This window comes from Breoghania sp. JC706 (assembly GCF_037026715.1).
In the GTDB taxonomy this organism is placed as follows: Bacteria; Pseudomonadota; Alphaproteobacteria; order Rhizobiales; family Stappiaceae; genus Breoghania.
In genome coordinates, this window is record NZ_JBANCG010000001.1 from 63,307 (window position 1) to 81,966 (window position 18,660).

The 18,660-nt window shown below is 64.6% G+C and carries 18 protein-coding genes; 11 read left to right on the plus strand and 7 right to left on the minus strand.

All coding sequences use genetic code 11. The features are described from left to right. Positions 1–17: 17 nt before the first annotated feature. From V2L18_RS00305 to V2L18_RS00315, 3 genes are read right to left on the minus strand one after another with little or no spacing between them, the layout of a single operon-like run. Entirely contained in the window at positions 18–2,855 is a 2,838-nt protein-coding gene (locus V2L18_RS00305; protein WP_336175641.1) for a DUF4159 domain-containing protein, read from the minus strand. Further along, positions 2,855–3,793 (minus strand): DUF58 domain-containing protein, encoded by a 939-nt coding sequence (locus V2L18_RS00310; protein ID WP_336175642.1) that lies wholly within the window; start codon positions 3,791–3,793, stop codon positions 2,855–2,857. The genes V2L18_RS00305 and V2L18_RS00310 overlap by 1 nt, the downstream gene beginning before the upstream one ends. Positions 3,794–3,852: 59 nt before the next feature. After that, entirely contained in the window at positions 3,853–4,851 is a 999-nt protein-coding gene (locus tag V2L18_RS00315; protein ID WP_336175644.1) for a MoxR family ATPase, read from the minus strand. Between the two features lie 335 nt (positions 4,852–5,186). Here V2L18_RS00315 and V2L18_RS00320 point away from each other — a divergent pair, with 335 nt between their 5' ends. Genes V2L18_RS00320 through V2L18_RS00335 form a run of 4 tightly spaced genes read left to right on the plus strand, consistent with a single transcriptional unit; the run spans position 5,187 to position 8,035 of the window. Beyond that, the gene (locus tag V2L18_RS00320) at positions 5,187–5,819 is read left to right on the plus strand and encodes a DUF1285 domain-containing protein (protein WP_336175646.1); all 633 of its coding nucleotides are present in this window, start codon (positions 5,187–5,189) and stop codon (positions 5,817–5,819) included. Positions 5,820–5,838: 19 nt separating this feature from the next. Beyond that, positions 5,839–6,528, plus strand: a complete 690-nt coding sequence (locus V2L18_RS00325; protein WP_336175648.1) for a CoA pyrophosphatase — start codon at positions 5,839–5,841, stop codon at positions 6,526–6,528. A 3-nt stretch (positions 6,529–6,531) separates the two neighbouring features. Beyond that, entirely contained in the window at positions 6,532–6,792 is a 261-nt protein-coding gene (locus V2L18_RS00330) for a DUF6111 family protein (protein ID WP_336175650.1), read from the plus strand. 13 nt (positions 6,793–6,805) lie between these two features. Beyond that, positions 6,806–8,035 (plus strand): CCA tRNA nucleotidyltransferase, encoded by a 1,230-nt coding sequence (locus V2L18_RS00335; protein WP_336176360.1) that lies wholly within the window; start codon positions 6,806–6,808, stop codon positions 8,033–8,035. Positions 8,036–8,045: 10 nt separating this feature from the next. On the opposite strand, the gene hemF is transcribed toward V2L18_RS00335, so the two are convergent. Beyond that, the gene (hemF, locus tag V2L18_RS00340; protein WP_336175652.1) at positions 8,046–8,960 is read right to left on the minus strand and encodes an oxygen-dependent coproporphyrinogen oxidase; all 915 of its coding nucleotides are present in this window, start codon (positions 8,958–8,960) and stop codon (positions 8,046–8,048) included. 29 nt (positions 8,961–8,989) lie between these two features. After that, entirely contained in the window at positions 8,990–9,448 is a 459-nt protein-coding gene (locus V2L18_RS00345; RefSeq protein ID WP_336175653.1) for a tRNA (cytidine(34)-2'-O)-methyltransferase, read from the minus strand. A 138-nt stretch (positions 9,449–9,586) separates the two neighbouring features. Here V2L18_RS00345 and V2L18_RS00350 point away from each other — a divergent pair, with 138 nt between their 5' ends. From V2L18_RS00350 to V2L18_RS00375, 6 genes are all read left to right on the plus strand, one after another. Next, positions 9,587–11,425: an ABC transporter ATP-binding protein gene (locus V2L18_RS00350; protein WP_336175654.1), complete on the plus strand. Its 1,839-nt coding sequence runs from the start codon at positions 9,587–9,589 to the stop codon at positions 11,423–11,425. 298 nt (positions 11,426–11,723) lie between these two features. Then, a complete protein-coding gene (gene petA, locus V2L18_RS00355; protein ID WP_336176361.1) occupies positions 11,724–12,326 on the plus strand; it encodes a ubiquinol-cytochrome c reductase iron-sulfur subunit in 603 nt (200 codons plus the stop codon). Between the two features lie 27 nt (positions 12,327–12,353). After that, positions 12,354–13,625, plus strand: a complete 1,272-nt coding sequence (locus tag V2L18_RS00360; RefSeq protein ID WP_336175655.1) for a cytochrome b/b6 — start codon at positions 12,354–12,356, stop codon at positions 13,623–13,625. A gap of 25 nt (positions 13,626–13,650) precedes the next feature. Then, positions 13,651–14,496: a cytochrome c1 gene (locus V2L18_RS00365; RefSeq protein ID WP_336175657.1), complete on the plus strand. Its 846-nt coding sequence runs from the start codon at positions 13,651–13,653 to the stop codon at positions 14,494–14,496. 136 nt (positions 14,497–14,632) lie between these two features. Next, on the plus strand, positions 14,633–15,517 hold the full coding sequence (locus V2L18_RS00370; RefSeq protein ID WP_336175659.1) for an S-methyl-5'-thioadenosine phosphorylase: 885 nt from the start codon (positions 14,633–14,635) through the stop codon (positions 15,515–15,517). 80 nt (positions 15,518–15,597) lie between these two features. After that, entirely contained in the window at positions 15,598–16,146 is a 549-nt protein-coding gene (locus tag V2L18_RS00375) for an adenine phosphoribosyltransferase (protein WP_336175660.1), read from the plus strand. A gap of 53 nt (positions 16,147–16,199) precedes the next feature. Here the strand turns inward: V2L18_RS00375 and V2L18_RS00380 are convergent, their stop codons facing one another. Continuing rightward, the gene (locus tag V2L18_RS00380) at positions 16,200–16,682 is read right to left on the minus strand and encodes a MaoC family dehydratase (RefSeq protein ID WP_336175662.1); all 483 of its coding nucleotides are present in this window, start codon (positions 16,680–16,682) and stop codon (positions 16,200–16,202) included. Next, entirely contained in the window at positions 16,679–17,284 is a 606-nt protein-coding gene (locus V2L18_RS00385) for a MaoC family dehydratase (RefSeq protein ID WP_336175663.1), read from the minus strand. Before V2L18_RS00385 ends, V2L18_RS00380 begins: the two co-directional genes overlap by 4 nt. A 101-nt stretch (positions 17,285–17,385) precedes the next feature. Between V2L18_RS00385 and V2L18_RS00390 the strand changes: the two genes are divergently transcribed. Beyond that, positions 17,386–18,411 carry a methyltransferase gene (locus V2L18_RS00390; RefSeq protein ID WP_336175664.1) on the plus strand — a complete coding sequence of 342 codons (1,026 nt, stop codon included), beginning with the start codon at positions 17,386–17,388 and terminating at the stop codon, positions 18,409–18,411. Positions 18,412–18,660 lie beyond the last annotated feature (249 nt).

The window sequence follows — 18,660 nt, forward strand, 5'->3', positions numbered from 1 at the left end:
GTTCATCGCGCCGCCTCCTATTGGCCGAGCCGCTCGAGCAGGGCAGGGACATGCACCTGGTCGGCCTTGTAGTTGCCGGTGAGCGTGTACATGACGATGTTGACGCCGGAGCGATACGCCAGTTCACGTTGCATCGGATCGGCCGGCACCGTCGCGTAGAGCGGATTGCCCGCTTCATCGATCGCCCAGGCGCCGGCAAAGTCGTTCGCGCTGATCAGGATCGGAGAGACGCCGTCGCCGGCCCTGACGGGGCGGCCGCTGACGTCGTCCGTCTCCGGCGTCGCCTCCACCCAGAGCTGACCGCCGCTCCACCGGCCGGGGAACTCGTCGAGCAGGTAGAAGGCCTTGGTCAGAACATGGTCAGGCGGCACCGGCTCCAGAGCCGGTATGTCCAGTCCGGCGAGAATTTCCCGCAGCTTGCGGGTTGCCGGCGAAGCCCCGAAGCCGCCGGTTGCCGCTGTTCCGCCGATCTCGTCGCGCGTGTCGAACAAGATCGTTCCGCCGCCGCGCATGTAGGCATCGATGCGGGCCGTGGTCTGCGCGTCCGGTTGCGGGGCGTTTTCATCCACGGGCCAGTAGAGCAGAGGAAAGAAAGACAGTTCGTCCTGATCGATACGCACGCCGATCGGCGGTCCGGGTTCCAGCGCGGTGCGGTTTTCAAGGTAGCGCGACAGACCGTAAAGGCCTGCCCGGCTGGTCTCGTCGATTTGCGCATTGCCCGTTACCACATAGGCGAGCCGCGTGGTCAACACGGCATCGAGCGCCCAGGCTTCATCCGAGACGGTGCGTTCGGACCCGGTGGATGTCAGGCTCTGGGCGTGACCATTGCCCGGCATCGCGACGACGAGGCCCGCCGCCAGCAAGACTGCCGCGGCACCGACCGGGCGCTGCAACAACCGCCAGCCGCCGCCAAGCACGAGAACGGCAAGCGCGTCGGCGATCAGCAGCAGCAACGCGGCAACGAAAAGGCCGGCTCGCATGTCCAGCGGCCCCGCTGTCCGGAAGCTCTCGACAGAGACACCGGAGCCGAGAACCTTCGGATCGAAGCGAAGGATCTCCGCATCGGGCTTCAGCAGATTGAGGGCGCGGAACGCGTCGTCCGCTCCGTAGAGCCCCGGCGGGTGTTCCCGGCCCGCGTCAAGGCCGTCGATGTCTGCGACGGGTACGGGCTTTGCCGTTGCGCCGGGAGTGACGAAATGGCCGAAACCATCGAGCAGCCGCATGGGTGCAAGCACCGCCTGACCGGCGCCCTGTCCGTCGCCCGGCTTGGACGCCCGGGCTGCCGAAAAGGAGAGAATCCGCCTCAGCATCTCGACGAAGGTTCCTGAGATGGGAAGGTTGGACCAGGTCGTATCGGCGGTGACGTGAAAGAGCACCACCCAGCCGCGGTCGATCGGCATCGCGGTGACAAGCGGTGTGCCGTCCGCCAGGCTCGCCCAGGTCTTGTCGGGCAGCGTCGCATCGGGTTCGGCCAGCACCTGCCGACGGACGGTCACGTCGTCGGGAACGGCCAGCCCCGCAAAGGGACCGTTTTCGGAAAAGCTGCCGAGCGGTTGCGGCTGCTCCCAGGAAAGGCTGCCGCCGAGCGCCCTCCCGCCGGAGCGCAGATCCACCGGAACGAGGTCGTCGGTACGCGAGGCCATGTGGGGGCCAGCAAATCGCACCAGAACACCACCTGCCGCGACCCAGCGGCGCAAATCGTCAAGGGAATCGGCGGGAACGTTGCCGATATCGGCCATCAGCAGGACCGAGACGTTCTGTTCGATCAGGTCCGGCAGGGCTTCGGCGAGGTCGAGCGAGCGGGGTTCGCGCAGGTCGGCATAGGGCGTCAGGGCGCGACGGAGATAGTAGAGAGGCGCCAGAAGCGGTTGCGCGCGCTGCGCAGAATCGCCGGAAAGCAGGCCGATGGTGCGCCGCCGCCAGCGCTCGTCGACGAGCTGGACGGCTCCAGCAGCCCGTTCGCCCTCGATCTGCAGCCGGGCGATCTCGTTTCGCAGTTCCACCGGCAGCTCGAACCGCGCCTCGGCGTCCCGCGCGCCGGCCTCGAATTGCGCCTGGGCTTCGGCGATGACGAGCCCCTTCATGTCGAGAGCCTGCACGGATATTTCGCGGGCGGTGGCAGCCCCGTCCCGAACAACGGTGGCCGTCAGGGCATTGGCGTCATTGCGCACGGCCTTCAGCCCTGCCGGCAAGGTCTCGGACATGTAGACGCTCAGCCGCGCATTGCCGGCGATACCGGGAAGCGATTCGGCGAAGTGGGTTGTGGCCTCTTCGCCGAGGCCGTCCTGAAGCCATGTGACGGATCCGGGCGCGGCATTGGTCGCCTCATCGCGCAGACCGGCGAGGAGCTCGTCCGGACGGGAAGCCCATGAGCGCGGCTCCAGGGCCCGCAGCCGGTCTCTGGCCTCGTTGGCCCCCGTCGGGGTCAATGCCTGGCCCGGACCATCGGCGCTTGCGGCGATCAGCACCGGCCGCCCGTCGCTTTCCGCTCCGTCGATCAGGCGCTCGGCCGTCGTGATCCGGGCGTCCCAGTCGGGGGCCGCCGTCCAGCCATTGTCGAGGATGAGCCAGAGCGGGCCGGTTCCGCTGCCGGTATCGGCGAGCGGACGCCAGACGGGGCCGGCCAGCGCCAGAATGAGGATGGCCGCCATGAGCAGCCGCAGGAGCGTCAGCCACCACGGGCTGCGCGCGGGCGTCTCTTCGTTCTTCTCCACGTCGAGCAGCAGGCGCGTTGGCGGAAAGGCGACCTCTCTTGGCCGTGGCGGCGTGAAGCGGAGCAGCCACCAGATGACCGGGAGGCTCACAAGGGCGGCCAGGACGAAAGGGCTGGTGAAGGCGAGCGGCAATCCAAACATCACGCGCCCCCTGCTGCCATGGGGCGCCGCGTCGCCGCATCGGCGTTGTCGGCAAGGCGCGCATGCAGCGCAAGCAGGGGCTCGCTTGCCGGTCGGTCGGTATGATGGACGAGGAACGTCCAACCGGCCTTGCGGGCAAGCTCGTCAAGCTCGGCGCGATGATCGGCGAGGCGCTTGCGATAGGCATCGCGCCAGGATTCCGCCCGCCCGGCGGTCAGCCTGGTGCCGGTTTCCGGATCGCGGAACTCGGTCCGGCCGGCGAAGGGGAACGTTTCTTCCACCGGATCCATCACCTGCACCAGATGGCCGCGTGCACCCGATGCGACCACGCGTCGGACCCAGTTTGCCGTCTCGGCTATGGGATCGAGCAGATCGCCGATGAGGATCACCTCCGAAAACCTGCCGATCGCGTGGGTATCCGGCAGAGACAGGGTGGGCGCGGAATGACTGAGCGCGGCCGCAAGCTTCTCGGCAGCGTTTCGGTGCGACAGGGGCCGCGTCATCCCCGTCAGCCCGATGCGTTCACCGCCGCGCGCAAGCAGATCGGCAAGGCCGAGCAGGATCACCAGCGCGCGATCCCGTTTGGAGGTGGCCGCCAGCCTGGAGCGAAACGTCATGGACGAAGAAAGGTCGGCCCACAGCCAGATGGTATGCGCCGCCTCCCATTCGCGTTCGCGCACGAAGAGATGGTCGTCGCGCGCGGAGCGGCGCCAGTCGATGCGCTTGACCGGTTCGCCCATGGTGAAGGGACGGAATTGCCAGAAGGTCTCGCCCGGACCGGCGCGGCGGCGGCCGTGCCAGCCGGCGGCGACGGTGTTGGCGACGTGTTTGGCCTCCACGAGCAGATCCGGCAGCGCCTCGGACAGGGCGCGCGCTTCGCCTATGACGTTCAGCAAGGCCTCCTGGGAGGGGGTGTCGTGATCTGGTGTCGCCTGCATCTTGCGTCCGTATCAGGCCCGGCAACCGGCTGTCCGGGCAGCGCGAAAAAGCGCCGAAATCAGCCGATCCTGGCCTTGAGCTCGGCAATGACGCCGCGCACGGTATGGCCATCGGCGCGGGCGGCGAAGGTGAGCGCCATGCGGTGCTGCAATACCGGCTCGGCCAGCGCCATCACGTCGTCGATCGAGGGCGACAGCCGGCCCTGCAGCAGGGCGCGGGCCCTGACGGTCAGCATCAGGGCCTGCGAAGCCCGCGGGCCGGGGCCCCAGGCGATACGCTCGGTGACCGGGTCGGCTCCCTCACCGGGGCGCGCGGAGCGCACCAGCGTCAGGATGGCTCCCACGACCGAATCTCCGACAGGAATGCGCCGCACGAGATTCTGGTACGCGGTGAGTTCGGCCGCATTGAGCACGGCGGTCGCGTGGGAATCGTGCGCGCCCGTCGTTTGCAGCACGATCTTACGTTCCGCTTCGAGGTCGGGATAATAGACATCGATCTGCATCAGGAAGCGGTCGAGCTGTGCTTCCGGCAGGGGATAGGTTCCTTCCTGCTCCAGCGGATTCTGCGTCGCGAGCACATGGAAGGGGCGCGGGACCTCGTGCGTCGAGCCGGCCACCGTCACGTGGTATTCCTGCATGGCTTGCAGGAGGGCGGACTGGGTGCGCGGGCTGGCACGGTTGATCTCGTCGGCCATCAGCAACTGGGCGAATATCGGGCCGGGAATGAAACGGAAAGACCGAGTGCCGTCCTCCGCCTGTTCGAGGACTTCCGCACCCAGAATGTCGGAGGGCATGAGGTCGGGCGTGAACTGGATGCGGTTCGCCTCAAGGCCGATCACCGTGCCGAGCGTCTCGACCAGCTTTGTCTTGGCAAGGCCAGGCACGCCGACGAGAAGGCCATGACCGCCGGCCAGTATGGTGATCAGCGAATTGTCGACGACCGACTGCTGACCGAAGATCACGCGGCCTATCTCCTCGCGGGCCGCGGCCAGACGGTTCACGGCGGCTTCCGTTTCGGCAACGATAGCGTCGGATTCGGTGGCTTGGTAGGCGCTCATTCGTTTCCCCGTCCCTGAGCCGCAATGCCACCCGCGGGTGGCCGGTCCTGTGTGAAAGTCTATCAGGCAATCGCTCGGCGCTCATGCGTTATCCGGCACCGCGATCCGTAAGAGAGGCAGACTCAACCACTCTTCACAATGCGGTGCTGGGGCCACGCGTCAAGCGCGGTATTCCTACCGCAAGGACCGATTTTTACGTCTTACAAATGCGCCGGGCGAGCATCGGTTGGCCCTGTCCCCCGGTTCCGCTGCAACACCGAGACTGGATTTGAGAGAGCAATACTGACAGAAAGAAGGCAAGCACGTCCGCTGTATTGCTTATGAATTGGGGAAATATGAGCACGAAAAAAGACGAAGGCTCGTCTCATCACTTTGATGTGACCCCGATCTCATTGCAGGAACTCATCCGCCGCGCGGCTCCCTCCGGCAAGGGGCTGCCGCCGGTGGACCGCTGGGAGCCCGATTACTGCGGCGCCATCGACATGCGCATCGCGGCCGATGGTTCGTGGCACTACATGGGTACGCCGATCAACCGGGAAGCGCTCGTGCGGCTCTTTTCGACGGTACTGCGGCACGACGCGGATGGGGCGTACTATCTCGTCACCCCCGTCGAGAAGATCGGCATTAAGGTGGAGGATGCGCCCTTCCTGGCGGTGGAGATGCATGCCCGGGGCGAGGGCGAGAACCAGGTACTCACCTTCCGGACCAATGTCGGCGACGTGGTGGAGGCCGATGCGGCGCATCCCATCCGTTTCGTAGAGGAGGAGGCAACGGGAGGGCTGAAGCCCTATATCCTTGTTCGTGGCCGGCTCGAGGCGAAGCTCGCGCGACCCCTGCTTTACGAGCTGGCGGAACTTGCGGTGGCGCTGGGTGGCGAAGCAGACGGGAGGCTGGGCGTGTGGAGCGGCGGGAGCTTTTTCGTGATGGAACCAGAATCCGCGCCGAAGGGCGGACAAGACGGAGAGTGAGGGGAGGCGCATCGCAAAGATGAAGATTGAGACGCCTGAGGTCGGGCAGCCGACGACGCGCTCGCAGGAGGTCGAATTCGGTCCGGGATCCAATGTGTCAGACTTCTCAGCCCGCGCATTCCGAGAACGCGCGCTGGAAAGGCTCCACGCGAGCGAACGGGAGACGGGCGATCACGTTCTCAATCCGGCGTTGTATCCCTCCGCCGCGCAGCGGTCCCTGCGCGATGCGGCCGTGCTCATTCCCGTCGTCGACCGCGGGGTGGATGCGAGCGTGCTCCTGACGCTTCGCACCGACCACCTGTCGAGCCACGCCGGCCAGATCGCCTTTCCCGGCGGGAAGATCGACGAGGGCGACCGCGACGCAACCGAGGCGGCGCTGCGCGAGGCCCGCGAGGAAATCGGCCTGGCTCCCGATTTCGTGGAACCGATAGGTCGGCTCGGCCCCTATCTCACCGGCTCCGGCTTCCGAATCGTGCCGATCGTGGGGCTTGTGCGCGAAGGCTTCAGCCTGCGCCCGGAACCGGGCGAAGTGGCGGATATTTTCGAGGTCCCTCTGCGGTTCCTGATGTCGCCCGCGAACCATCAGAAGCGGTCCAGGGAATGGCAGGGCGCGCGTCGCTACTTCTACGCCATGCCCTACGAAAGCCGGTATATCTGGGGTGTGACCGCAGGGATCTTGCGCAGCCTCTACGATACGATGTACGGCTGAGACATGGTTCGTGTCATTTTCGTCCATCTGCTGCTCTTCGCCTTGCCGTTCATCGCCTACGGGGTATGGCTGATGGTCGTCCGGCGCTCGGCATCCGCGGAAAATTGGCGGGATGCGCCGGTGCTTTGGCTGTCACTTACCGGTGGCGTCATCGTGATCGTCAGCCTCATCATGCTGGCCTCGTTTCAGGATCAAAACGCAAACGCGACGTACACGCCGATGCAGTATCGAGACGGCCAGCTCGTGCCCGGCAAGCTGGAATAGTCCCTTGCCCACCATGCTCACCGACGCGCCGTGGCTTACGAGCGCCAGCATTCGCCGCGTCTTCGAAGCGGTCGCGATGGAGGGCGACGAGGCGCGGGTCGTCGGCGGGGCGGTGCGCAACACGCTGATGGGCGAGCCCGTCGGCGATGTCGATATCGCGACCACGGCCTTGCCCGAAATCGTTGTGAAACGGGCGAAGGCCGCGGGGCTCAAGCCCGTTCCCACCGGCATGGAGCATGGCACGATCACCGTGGTCAGCGACGGCACGCCCTATGAGGTGACGACGCTGCGCGAGGACATCGAGACATTCGGTCGGCACGCCGTGGTGCGGTTCTCGCGGGACTGGCGGGCGGATGCTGCACGGCGCGACTTCACGATGAATGCGCTTTACGCCGATGTTGATGGTGCCGTTCATGATCCAACCGGCGAGGGCTATGCGGATTGTCTCGCCCGGCGCGTGCGATTCATCGGCGATCCGCATGCCCGCATTCGCGAGGACTATCTGCGCATCCTGCGGTTCTTCCGCTTTCACGCGCATTACGGGGCGGGCGCCATTGACGCTTCCGGGCTTTCTGCCGTGGTTGCCGCACGTGACGGGCTGCGCCGGCTTTCGGCGGAGCGGGTGGGGCACGAACTCCGCCGCATTCTGCCGGCCCCCCACGCGGTGGAAACGGTGGCGACGATGGCGGAGAGCGGCATCATCGAGATCGCGCTTGGCGGCGTGGTGCGGCTGGAGGATTTCGCCCATCTTCATCATCTGAAGGACTTCGCTGTGGAAGCCGGCAACGGTATTCTGCAACTGGCTGCGCTGGCGTGCTTCGTGGCGGAAGATGTCGACCGGTTGACGGACCGGCTCCGGCTGTCCAATGCCGAGGCAAAGCGCATGGCCAGTGCGCTGGCTGCCTCTCAGACATTCCATTCAACGCTGGATTGGCTTGCGGCGCGCGAACGGCTTTATCGGCTCGGGCACGAGACGGCAATCGAGGCGGCCCTGCTCGCCTGGTGCCGCAGCGCGGCCGGGCCGGACGATCAGGCCTGGCGCCGGCTGCTCGTCACCCTGCGCTCGCAGGAGGTTCCCGTCTTTCCGGTCGCCGGCCGCGATCTTCTGGCGTTAGGGCATAAGCCCGGTCCGGCGATCGGCGTGGCGTTGCAGGCGCTGGAGGCACGCTGGATCGCCTCGGGGTTCGCATTGGGCAGGGACGACCTGCTCCGTGATGCCGGCGGCGACGCGCAGACGCCCTGAACGTCGGGGCTTACGGCCATCTGACGAGCGGCGGCATGGACGACAGGATCGAGGCGACGTTGCCGCCGGTCTTGAGGCCGAAGATCGTGCCGCGATCGTAGAGCAGGTTGTACTCCACGTAGCGGCCGCGGCGCACGAGTTGTTCCTCGCGCTGCTCTTCCGTCCAGGGTTTCAGGTAATTGTTGCGCACGATCTCGGCATAGACGCCGAGAAACGCCAGCCCGACATCTTTCGTGAAGGCGAAGTCGGCCGCCCAGTCCCCGGAATTCAGATAGTCGTAGAAGATGCCGCCGACGCCGCGCGGCTCGTTGCGGTGGGCGAGATGGAAATACTCGTCACACCAGGCCTTGTAGCGGTCATAGTCGATGCCGGCATGGTCCTCGCAGGCCGCTTCCATGGCGGCATGGAAGGCCTTCGTGTCGGGATCTTGCTGGGTGCGGCGTGCCTCCAGCATCGGCGTCAGGTCCGCGCCGCCGCCGAACCATTGCCGGGTGGTGACCACCATGCGCGTGTTCATGTGGACCGTTGGCACATTCGGATTGTGCGGATGGGCGATCAGCGAGATGCCGGCGGCCCAGAAGCGCGGATCCTCCGACGCGCCGGGGATCTGATCGCGGAATTCGGGCGAAAACTCGCCGTGAACGGTCGAGATGTGGATGCCGGCCTTTTCGAAGATACGGCCGCCGGTCATCATCGACATCTCGCCGCCGCCACCCTTTTCGCCCGAATGATCGGTGCGCTCCCAGGGCTCGCGCCTGAAGCGCGCGGCAGGCTTGTCGGCACGCGGTCCGCCGCGGGGACCGATCTCGTCCTCCAGTTCCTCGAAAAGCGCGCAGGTCTTGTCGCGCAAGGTACGGAACCAGTCCGCCGCCTCGATTTTCTTTTCCTCGATCCCCTCCGGGATCGGCCCGCCCCGATCGCTCATAGATCCTCCTGTTTCTCCCTGCAGAAGATTTAGGGGAACCGAGCGGTCTGCCGCAAGGCTTCTCCCGTAATCATTGCCGCAGCCAGGGCGATGTTGAGAGAGCGTGTCTCCGCCCGCATGAGGATTTTCAGCCGCGCATCGGCCGCCGCATGGACCTCGGGCGGTGCGCCGGCGCTTTCGCGCCCGAGGAGCAGGATGTCATCGGTCGCGAACGCGAAGTCCGTATAATTTTCCTCCGCCCTGGTGGTGAGCAGCAGCAGCCTGCGACCCGCACCCGTCTGCCATTCCCGAAAGGCGGCCCAGTCGATGTGACGCCGCATGGCGGCCTGATCGAGATAGTCGAGGCCGGCGCGCCGGAGATTGCGGTCGGAGAGCGCGAAGCCGGCCGGCTCGATCAGGTGAACGGTCAGGCCAAGGCAGGCCGCCATGCGCAGGATCGTGCCCGTGTTCTGGGGAATGTCCGGCTGGTAGAGAGCTATGTCCGGCATGCGGTCGTCGTTTGTCCTGTCTTTTGCCATAGCGCGCGGCGGCCTTTGCGGATTTGATCCGGGATGTTCCCGGCCTATCTTGGGGGTACGCCAAGCCGAGGCCGATTCGGCCGCAGGGCCGTCAGTCACGGGATAGCGATGTTCGCCTGGTTCGAAAACCTGCTCAATCCGTTCGAGGAAAGCCCGGTCGAGCGTCCTCCGGCAACCGTGCGCGGTTTCTACGTCTACCACCTGCGGCGCTGGTGGCGGCTGCTTGCCGTGACGCTGTTCGTGTCGCTGCTTGCGGCGCTTGCGGAAATGGCCCTCTTCGTCTTCGTGGGCGATCTGGTCGATCTGATGAACGCGAGCGGCCCCGATGCGTTCTTCCGCACCAACGGACCGGTTCTCGCCGCGATGGCGTTCGTCGTGCTGATCCTCAGGCCCGTGCTGACGCTGTTTGCGCGCGGCCTGATCAATCTTGCCATCGTGCCCGGGCTCACCGCCATCGTGCGCTGGCGCTGCTATCGCTACGTGCAGCGCCAGAGCCTTGCGTTTTTTCAGGACGATTTCGCCGGGCGGGTGGCGCAGAAGGTGATGCAGACCGGAATGGCGCTGCGCGAAAGCGTCGTGAATGTCGTTGACGGCGTATGGTTCCTGTTCATCTATCTCGCCGGAACGCTGGCGCTGTTTGCCGGGCTCGACTGGCGGATGATCCTGCCGCTGGCGCTGTGGACGGTCGGCTACGGCGCCACGATCCTCTATCTCGTGCCGCCCGTGCGGTCCCGTTCCGCGGCGGTGGCGGAGGCCAATTCCGCGCTGTCCGGGCGCATCGTCGACAGCTTCACCAACATCCAGGCGGTGAAGCTCTTTTCCGATCCCGAACAGGCCGAGGGCTTCGTGCTGGAAGGGCTGCAACGCCAGCTCGCGGCGATGCGGCGCCTGCTGCGCGCCATCGTGTCGATGACCGTCGTGCTCACCGTGCTCAACAGCCTGCTGATCTTCGGCGTCGGCGCTCTCTCGCTGTGGCTGTGGCACACCGGGTCCATCACGGTCGGTGCCGTGGCGCTCGCGAATGGCCTGTCTATCCGCCTCAATCAGATGTCCGGCTGGATCCTGCGCACGGTGACCGCGCTTTTCGAGAATGTCGGCACGGTCCAGAACGGCATCGACACGCTGGCGCGGCCGACGAGCGTCGTCGACAAGCCCGGTGCGAGCGCGCTTGCCGTTCCACGGGGAGAGATCCGGTTTGAGCGAATCGGATTTCACTACGGCAAGGAAGGCGGCGTCATCGACGATCTCTCGCTGACGATCGCGGCGGGGGAGAAGGTCGGCGTGGTGGGGCGTTCGGGGGCGGGCAAGTCGACGCTCGCAAACCTCCTGCTCCGGTTTTACGACCTGGAACGGGGGCGCATTCTCATTGACGGGCAGGATATTTCCGAAGTGACGCAGGAGTCGCTGCGTCATCATATCGGCATGGTCACGCAGGACACCGCGCTTCTTCACCGCTCGGTGCACGACAACATCGTGTATGGCCAGCCCGATGCCGACAGCGAGGACGTTCTCAACGCCGTCCAGCGCGCCCAGGCCGACGGCTTCATTCCCGAATTGCGCGACCGGGCCGGACGCACCGGTTACGACGCGCTTGTGGGCGAGCGCGGGGTGAAGCTCTCCGGCGGGCAGCGCCAGCGTATCGCCATTGCTCGGGTGCTCCTCAAGAATGCCCCGATCCTGGTGCTGGACGAGGCGACGTCCGCGCTTGATTCGGAGGTGGAGGCTGCCATCCACGAGCAGCTGGATGTGCTTATGAAGGGTAAGACGGTGCTGGCGATCGCGCATCGGCTGTCCACGATCGCCGCGATGGACCGGCTCGTCGTGATGGATGCCGGCGGCATCATCGAGCAGGGCACGCATGGCGAACTTCTCAAGGCCGGCGGACTTTATGCCAGCCTTTGGGAGCGCCAGTCCGGCGGCTTTCTGGCCCGGACAGTGGCGGCATAGTTCCTGCGACACAGTGTCCGTTGCGGATTTCGTGCTCGACGTGCCGCACATTCTTGAATTGTTATAAACTCTCGCAGCCGGACTGAAACAGTCTGGTGACCGCACGTGCCCTTCAGGCAACAAATGGGCCTTAAACCGAAGGCCCATCTGGACAACTGCTGGGAAGGGTGCAAAAAGACCAACCGCTTGGGAATGTGCGGTCTAGCCGCAGATTGCGCCAATAGAGTGCCCGTGAATCGCGCGTGTTCCATCAACGGAACGGTGCGAGGAACGAGGTAATTGCCGGCGCGGCGACATGATTGGAGAGGATCAGACCTTGGCTACGACGGAAATGGGAGAGGCAACCCGTCGCGATTTCCTCTATATCGCGACCGGTGCCGTAGGTGCGGTCGGTGTGGGGGCGTTGGCATGGCCGTTCATCAGTCAGATGAACCCCGATGCGTCCGCCCTGGCCCTGGCCTCCATCGAGGTCGACGTCTCGAACGTCGCCGAGGGCCAGCAGATCAAGGTGATGTGGCGCGGCAAGCCCCTCTTCATCCGCAACCGGACGGACAAGGAAGTCGAAGAGGCAAAGGCCGTCGACATCTCGGAGCTGCGTGATCCGCTCGCGCGCAACCTGAACCTTCCCGCCGATGCCCAGGCCACCGACGAGAACCGGGCCGCCGGCGGTGCGGAAGGAGGCTCCGCGGAGCTTGGCGAAAAGCTCCTCATCATGGTTGGCGTGTGCACGCATCTGGGCTGCATCCCGATTGGCGAGTCGGGCGATTTCGACGGCTGGTTCTGCCCTTGTCACGGCTCGCACTACGATACCGCCGGCCGCATCCGGAAGGGGCCCGCCCCGGAGAACCTTCTGATCCCGCCCTACAAGTTTACCTCAGATACGGTCGTGACGATCGGCTGACGCGCACCTGAGCTAGGAGGAAGCACCATGGCCGGACATTCGACCTATGTGCCGCAGAACACGGCTGCCCGGTGGCTGGAAAAACGCCTGCCGGTCATCAGCCTTGTGCGCGGCAGTTTCGTTGATTTCCCGACGCCCAAGAACCTGAACTACTGGTGGACGTTTGGCGGTATCGCCTTTTTCGTCCTGGTCGCGCAGATCGTCACCGGTGTCGTGCTGGTGATGCACTACACGCCGCATGTGGATCTCGCCTTCAATTCCGTCGAACACATCATGCGCGACGTGAACTACGGCTGGCTTATGCGCTATCTGCACGCCAACGGCGCGTCGATGTTCTTCATCGCCGTCTACATCCACATCTTCCGCGGCCTCTACTACGGTTCCTACAAGGACCCGCGCGAGATCTCGTGGATCCTCGGCGTGATCATCTTCCTGTTGATGATGGCGACCGCCTTCATGGGCTACGTGCTGCCCTGGGGCCAGATGTCCTTCTGGGGCGCGACGGTCATTACCAACCTGTTCTCGGCCATCCCGCTTGTGGGCGAGACGATCACCCACTGGCTGTGGGGCGGCTTCGCGGTCGGCAACCCGACACTCAACCGCTTCTTCTCGCTGCACTACCTGCTGCCGTTCATGATCGTCGGCGTGGTGCTCTTGCACATCTGGGCGTTCCACACCTCGGGCAACAACAACCCGACCGGCGTCGATCCGAAGTCCGACAAGGACACGGTGCCCTTCCATCCGTACTATACGATGAAGGACCTGTTCGCGATCGTGGTGTTCATGATCCTGTTCGCCTGGTTCGCCTTCTACGTGCCGAACTACATGGGGCACCCGGACAACTACACCGAGGCCAACCCGCTGGTGACGCCGGCGCACATCGTGCCGGAATGGTACTTCCTGCCGTTCTACGCGATCCTGCGCGCCATTCCCGACAAGCTCGGCGGCGTGATCGCGATGTTCGGCGCCATCGCGGTGCTGTTCGTCCTGCCCTGGCTCGATACGTCCCGCGTGCGCTCGGCCACCTATCGTCCGATCTACAAGCAGTTCTTCTGGATCTTCGCGATCGTATGCGTTGTCCTCGGTTGGCTCGGCTCCAAGCCGCCGGAAGGCGGCTACGTGCTCGCCTCGCGGATCTGCACCGCATATTACTTCATCCATTTCCTGGTCATCCTGCCGTTGCTCGGCTTCCTGGAGAAGCCGAAGCCCCTGCCTGCCTCGATCAACGAGGCGGTGCTGGAAAAGAGCGGCGGCGGCCAGCCCTCCGGTGCGGTTGCCGCGCCCGAGACCAAGGCCTGATGGGCGGAAGAGAGGAGAGCAAGACATGAAGACCCTCATCTCGACGTCTGTCCGCGCGGTCATGGCCGTGGCAGTGGTGGCGATCGCCGCACCTGCCCTCGCCGCGGGCGAAGGTCCCCACGTCGAACGGCAGCACTGGAGCTTCTCCGGACCGTTTGGCCATTACGACAAGCAGCAGCTGCAGCGCGGCTTCAAGGTCTACAAGGAAGTCTGTTCCAGCTGCCACAGCATGAGCCTCGTCGCCTTCCGAACCCTTGGCCAGGAAGGTGCGCTCGGTTATTCCGAAGACCAGATCAAGGCGCTTGCCGCGGAATACACCGTTCAGGACGGGCCGAACGACGATGGCGACATGTATGAACGCGAGGCCAAGCCCTCCGATCACTTCCCCGCGCCGTTCCCCAACAAGCAGGCGGCGATGGTTGCCAATGGCGGCGCCTATCCGCCCGATCTGTCGCTGATCGCCAAGGGTCGCGCCGTGGAGCGCGGCTTCCCGTGGTTCGTCTTCGATGCCTTCACCCAGTACCAGGAGCAGGGGCCGGACTACATCCATGGCCTGCTGACGGGCTACGAGGAGAACGTGCCCGAGGACGTCGAGATTCCCGACGGCAAGTACTACAATCCGCATTTCATCGCGGGCCCCGCCATCGGCATGCCGCCGCCGCTGATGGACGATCTCGTCGAGTACCCCGACGGGTCGCCGACGACGGTGGACCAATATGCGACCGACGTCTCCGCCTTCCTGATGTGGGCGGCCGAGCCCAAGCTTGAGGAACGCAAGAAGATGGGCTTCCGGGTGATGATCTTCCTGCTGATCTTCGCCAGCCTGCTCTACTTCACGAAGAAGAAGATCTGGCGCAACGTCGCGCACTGAGTGTGCGATGGCTGCGAGAGAATTCACGCCGCGCGAGCGATCGCGCGGCGTTTTCGTATGCGCGCGGTATCGGTCGCGTTGACAAATGGCGCGCACCGGACATGCTGGCGTTTGTGATGACAAACGGGGATCCGTGATGGCGAAATCTGTGCTGGGGGTGATCGGCGGCTCGGGCATCTACGAGTTGCCCGGCCTTGAAAATGCCGAGTGGATCAAGGTCGAGAGCCCCTGGGGCGAGCCGTCGGACGAGCTGCGGATCGGGGAGATGGACGGCCTGACGGTCGTTTTCCTGCCGCGCCACGGCCGTGGACACCGCCTTTCGCCGAGCGACATCAACTACCGGGCCAATATCGATGTTCTGAAGCGGGCCGGCGTCACCGACCTCATTTCCGTTTCCGCCTGCGGCTCGCTCAAGGAAGAGCTGGCGCCAGGCACCTTCCTGCTGGTGGAACAGTTCATCGACCGCACCTTCGCCCGCCACAAGAGCTTCTTCGGCGCGGGCTGCGTGGCCCATGTCTCCATGGCCTATCCGGTGAGCCCGAAGCTCGTCGATGCGATCGAGGCGGCGGCGCAGGCCGAGGCCATCCGCCATCGGCGCGGCGGGACCTATCTCGCCATGGAGGGGCCGCAGTTTTCCTCGCTGGCGGAAAGCCACCTGTACCGGTCCTGGGGCTGCGATGTTATCGGCATGACCAACATGCCGGAGGCCAAGCTCGCGCGTGAGGCGGAAATCTGCTACGCAACCGTTGCCATGGTCACCGACTACGACAGCTGGCATCCCGAGCACGGGGAGGTCGACATCACCATGATCATTCGCGTGCTCAAGGACAATGCGGAGAATGCTCAGCGTCTCGTTGCGCGCGTAGCCCGCGATTTCCCGCGCGAGCATCCGGTTTGTCCAGTCGGATCGGACACCGCGCTCGATTATGCGCTGATGACGGCTCCGGACATGCGCGATCCCGCGCTTCTGGAAAAGCTCGGCGCGGTCGCCGGTCGTGTGTTGAACCGGAACGACGCCTGAAAACCCGGACCTGCCCGTATGAATATCCCGCATCCGCACGAAGCGCGTGGCTCCTGCCCGTTGAACAGAGGATTTGATCTATGACCGAGGCCAGCGTGTCGGACGAACTCGCCGCCGCGATCCGAACCATCCCGGACTATCCGGCGCCGGGGGTTCTGTTTCGCGACATCACGACCCTTCTTGGCAATGCCAAGGCGTTCCGGCGTGCCGTCGATGCGCTCGTGCAGCCGTGGGCGGGGTCCAAGATCGACCAGATCGCCGGCATCGAGGCGCGCGGCTTCATCCTCGGCGGCGCCGTCGCGCATCAGCTCTCGGCCGGTTTCGTGCCGATCCGCAAGGCGGGCAAGCTGCCTTACAAGACGGTGTCCATGTCCTATTCGCTGGAATACGGTCTCGACGAGATCGAGATCCACAAGGACGCGATCGCGCCGGGGCAGAAGGTGATCCTGGTGGACGATCTCATCGCCACGGGCGGAACGGCGGAAGCGTCCATCAATCTGCTGCGCAGCGTCGGCGCGGACATCGTCGCTGCCTGTTTCATCATCGACCTGCCGGATCTCGGCGGCCGCGCCAAGATCGAAGCGCAGGGCGTTCCCGTCCGCACCCTGGTGGAATTCCCGGGTCATTGAGGCGATCGCCGTCCGGGCGGGCATGTTGGCCTGCGACCGGACGGACAAGCGCTCTAACGCGATGTGGCCGTGGCGCGGGTCCCGACAAGGACCCGCGAGCGGAATGAGAACACCTTTTCGCCGTTCTGATTGATGCCCCAGTTGACGTGGGACACCATTCCCCATCCCGGGCGCGTGGCGAGCAGGCGCTTGTCCTCGATCATGGAGGTGTAGCTGATCGTATCGCCGGCGTAGACCGGCCTGATCCATTTCAGGTCCTCGAAGCCGGGGGAGGGACCCAGATGACCGCGCTCGCCGTTCATCGTCTCCTCGATCTGGCTTGCGCGGTAGGCGATCATCAGCTTCATCCAGACGGCTGCGGTGTGCCAGCCGGATGCGCACAGCCGTCCGAAATGGCTCCGTCGCGCCGCTTCCTCGTCCATGTGGAAGGGCTGGGGATCGAACTTGGCGGCAAACGCCTTGATCTCTTGTGCCGTGAACGTGTAGCTGCCCACGGGTTCTTCAACGCCGGTCTCGATATCCTCGAAAAACTTCACGCGGAAGCCTCCCGACAGCCGATGAAGATCGGGTTTTCCTGAACCATGACCGTCTCGCCCTTCTGGTTGGCGAGGGTGATGCGGAAGGTCACGATGCCCATGTCAGGCCTGGATGAGGAACGGCGGGCGGACAGGACCTCGGCGACGCCGGAGAGCGTGTCGCCGGCCAGAACCGGACGCCGCCAGTTGACGCTCGTGACGCCCGGAGATCCCATCGACGCGGTTTGCAGAAGGAACGCGTCACAGATCATCCGCATGGTCAGGGCGGCCGTGTGCCATCCGGATGCGGCCAGGCCACCCAGAATCGAGCGCCGGCCGGCCTCTTCGTCCAGATGGAAGGGCTGAGGATCGAATTCGGCTGCGAATTCGACGATTTCCCCGGCGCCGACGGTGCGCGGGCCGAGGGTGATGATTTCTCCGGAAGAAAAATCCTCGAAGTATCGCTCTGTTCTCATGTTGCCGTTTCTAGGCGAAATCCAGCAGGTCTGTCGAGCCGGCAAATCCGCAAATGACCCTGAGCAAGTGCTGTCTTCGGGAAAGCTTGCGAAGGATTTTGAAAGCAACTTCCGTCGCAAAATTTTGCAATCCTGTGAAATGGCCATATGATGCCTCCAAGCTGGAAATTCACCGGAACGTCCTGCATTCGTTTACAGCGGATGTGTGATGGATTTTTGTGCAACAAGACTTGAGGAGATACGTCGCAATGATCAGTCCAAGGCCGCTGGAGACGGCGGAGCAGATTTCGGATATTGCGTTCGCCTTTATGGGATCGAAAGCGTTGTTTACCGCCCTGCATGTAGGACTGTTCACGGCATTGGCGGACGATGGGGCTGAACTCGATGCCGTTGCCGAGAAGACGGGGCTGGATCCAGACCGGGCGACAACCCTTCTGACCGCGCTGACAAGCCTCGGCCTCGTTGAGCGCGAGGGCAGCACCTACCGCAACTCGCCTGCCGCCGAAGCCTTCCTGGTCAACGGCCGCAAGTACGATTTCGGCGACTATCTTCGCCTGCAGATCGACAAGCAGATGTATCCGTTCCTGACGCAGCTCGAAGGCGCGCTGACGGGCGAACTCGATCCCGAGCAGGTCTCTTCCTATGCGGACTGGTTCTCCGATCCCAAGGAGGCCCGGCTCTATTCGGAATCCCAGCATGCCGGTTCGCTCGGCCCCGGCCGCTCGCTGGCGCGCATGGTCGATCTGTCAGCGGCCCGCAAGATGCTCGATGTCGGCGGCGGGACGGGGGCCTTTTCCATTTCGCTGTGCAAGGCCTATCCCGAGCTTTCCTCCACGGTGCTCGATTTCCCCAACGTGGTGAAGGTGGGCGAGGACTTCGTGAAGGCTGCGGGCCTGTCGGACCGCGTCCGCTTCAAGGGCGGCAATGCCCTGGAAGGCGAATGGCCTTCACCCGTCGACGTGGTGCTGATGTCCTATCTCTTCTCCGGCGTTCCGGGAGAGAGCATTCCGGGCCTGGTGCGAAAGGCGATGGACGTGCTTTCGCCGGGCGGTCACTTCATCGTCCACGATTTCATGGTTGAGGACGAACGCACCGGGCCGAAGCTGGCCGCCTTGTGGCAGCTCCAGCATGTGGCTTTCAATCCGAAAGCCAAGTCGATCACGGGCGGCTACGTCAGCCAGCTGATGAAGGATGCGGGCTTTGCGGGGATCGAGGTTTCGGAGATGATCCCCGGCATGACGATGATGGTCCGCGGCGTGAAGCCGGCCGCCTGACTGCGAGCCTGAGCGCCTGAGCAAATTGCGGCCTCGTCCCGGGACAGGGGCGGGCCGTGCAACGTTTGCGCGTTGGTCGGCGTACAGAACATGCGGCCCATCCTTCGAGATGGACGCTGCGCGTCCTCCTCAGGATGACGTTGTGTTTGTTGAAGCCTTCGGTGAACCAGCAACACGGACAACGTCATCCTGAGGAGGCCCGTAGGGCCGTCTCGAAGGATGGGCCGCCGGCTCGGATCTCGCAACGCC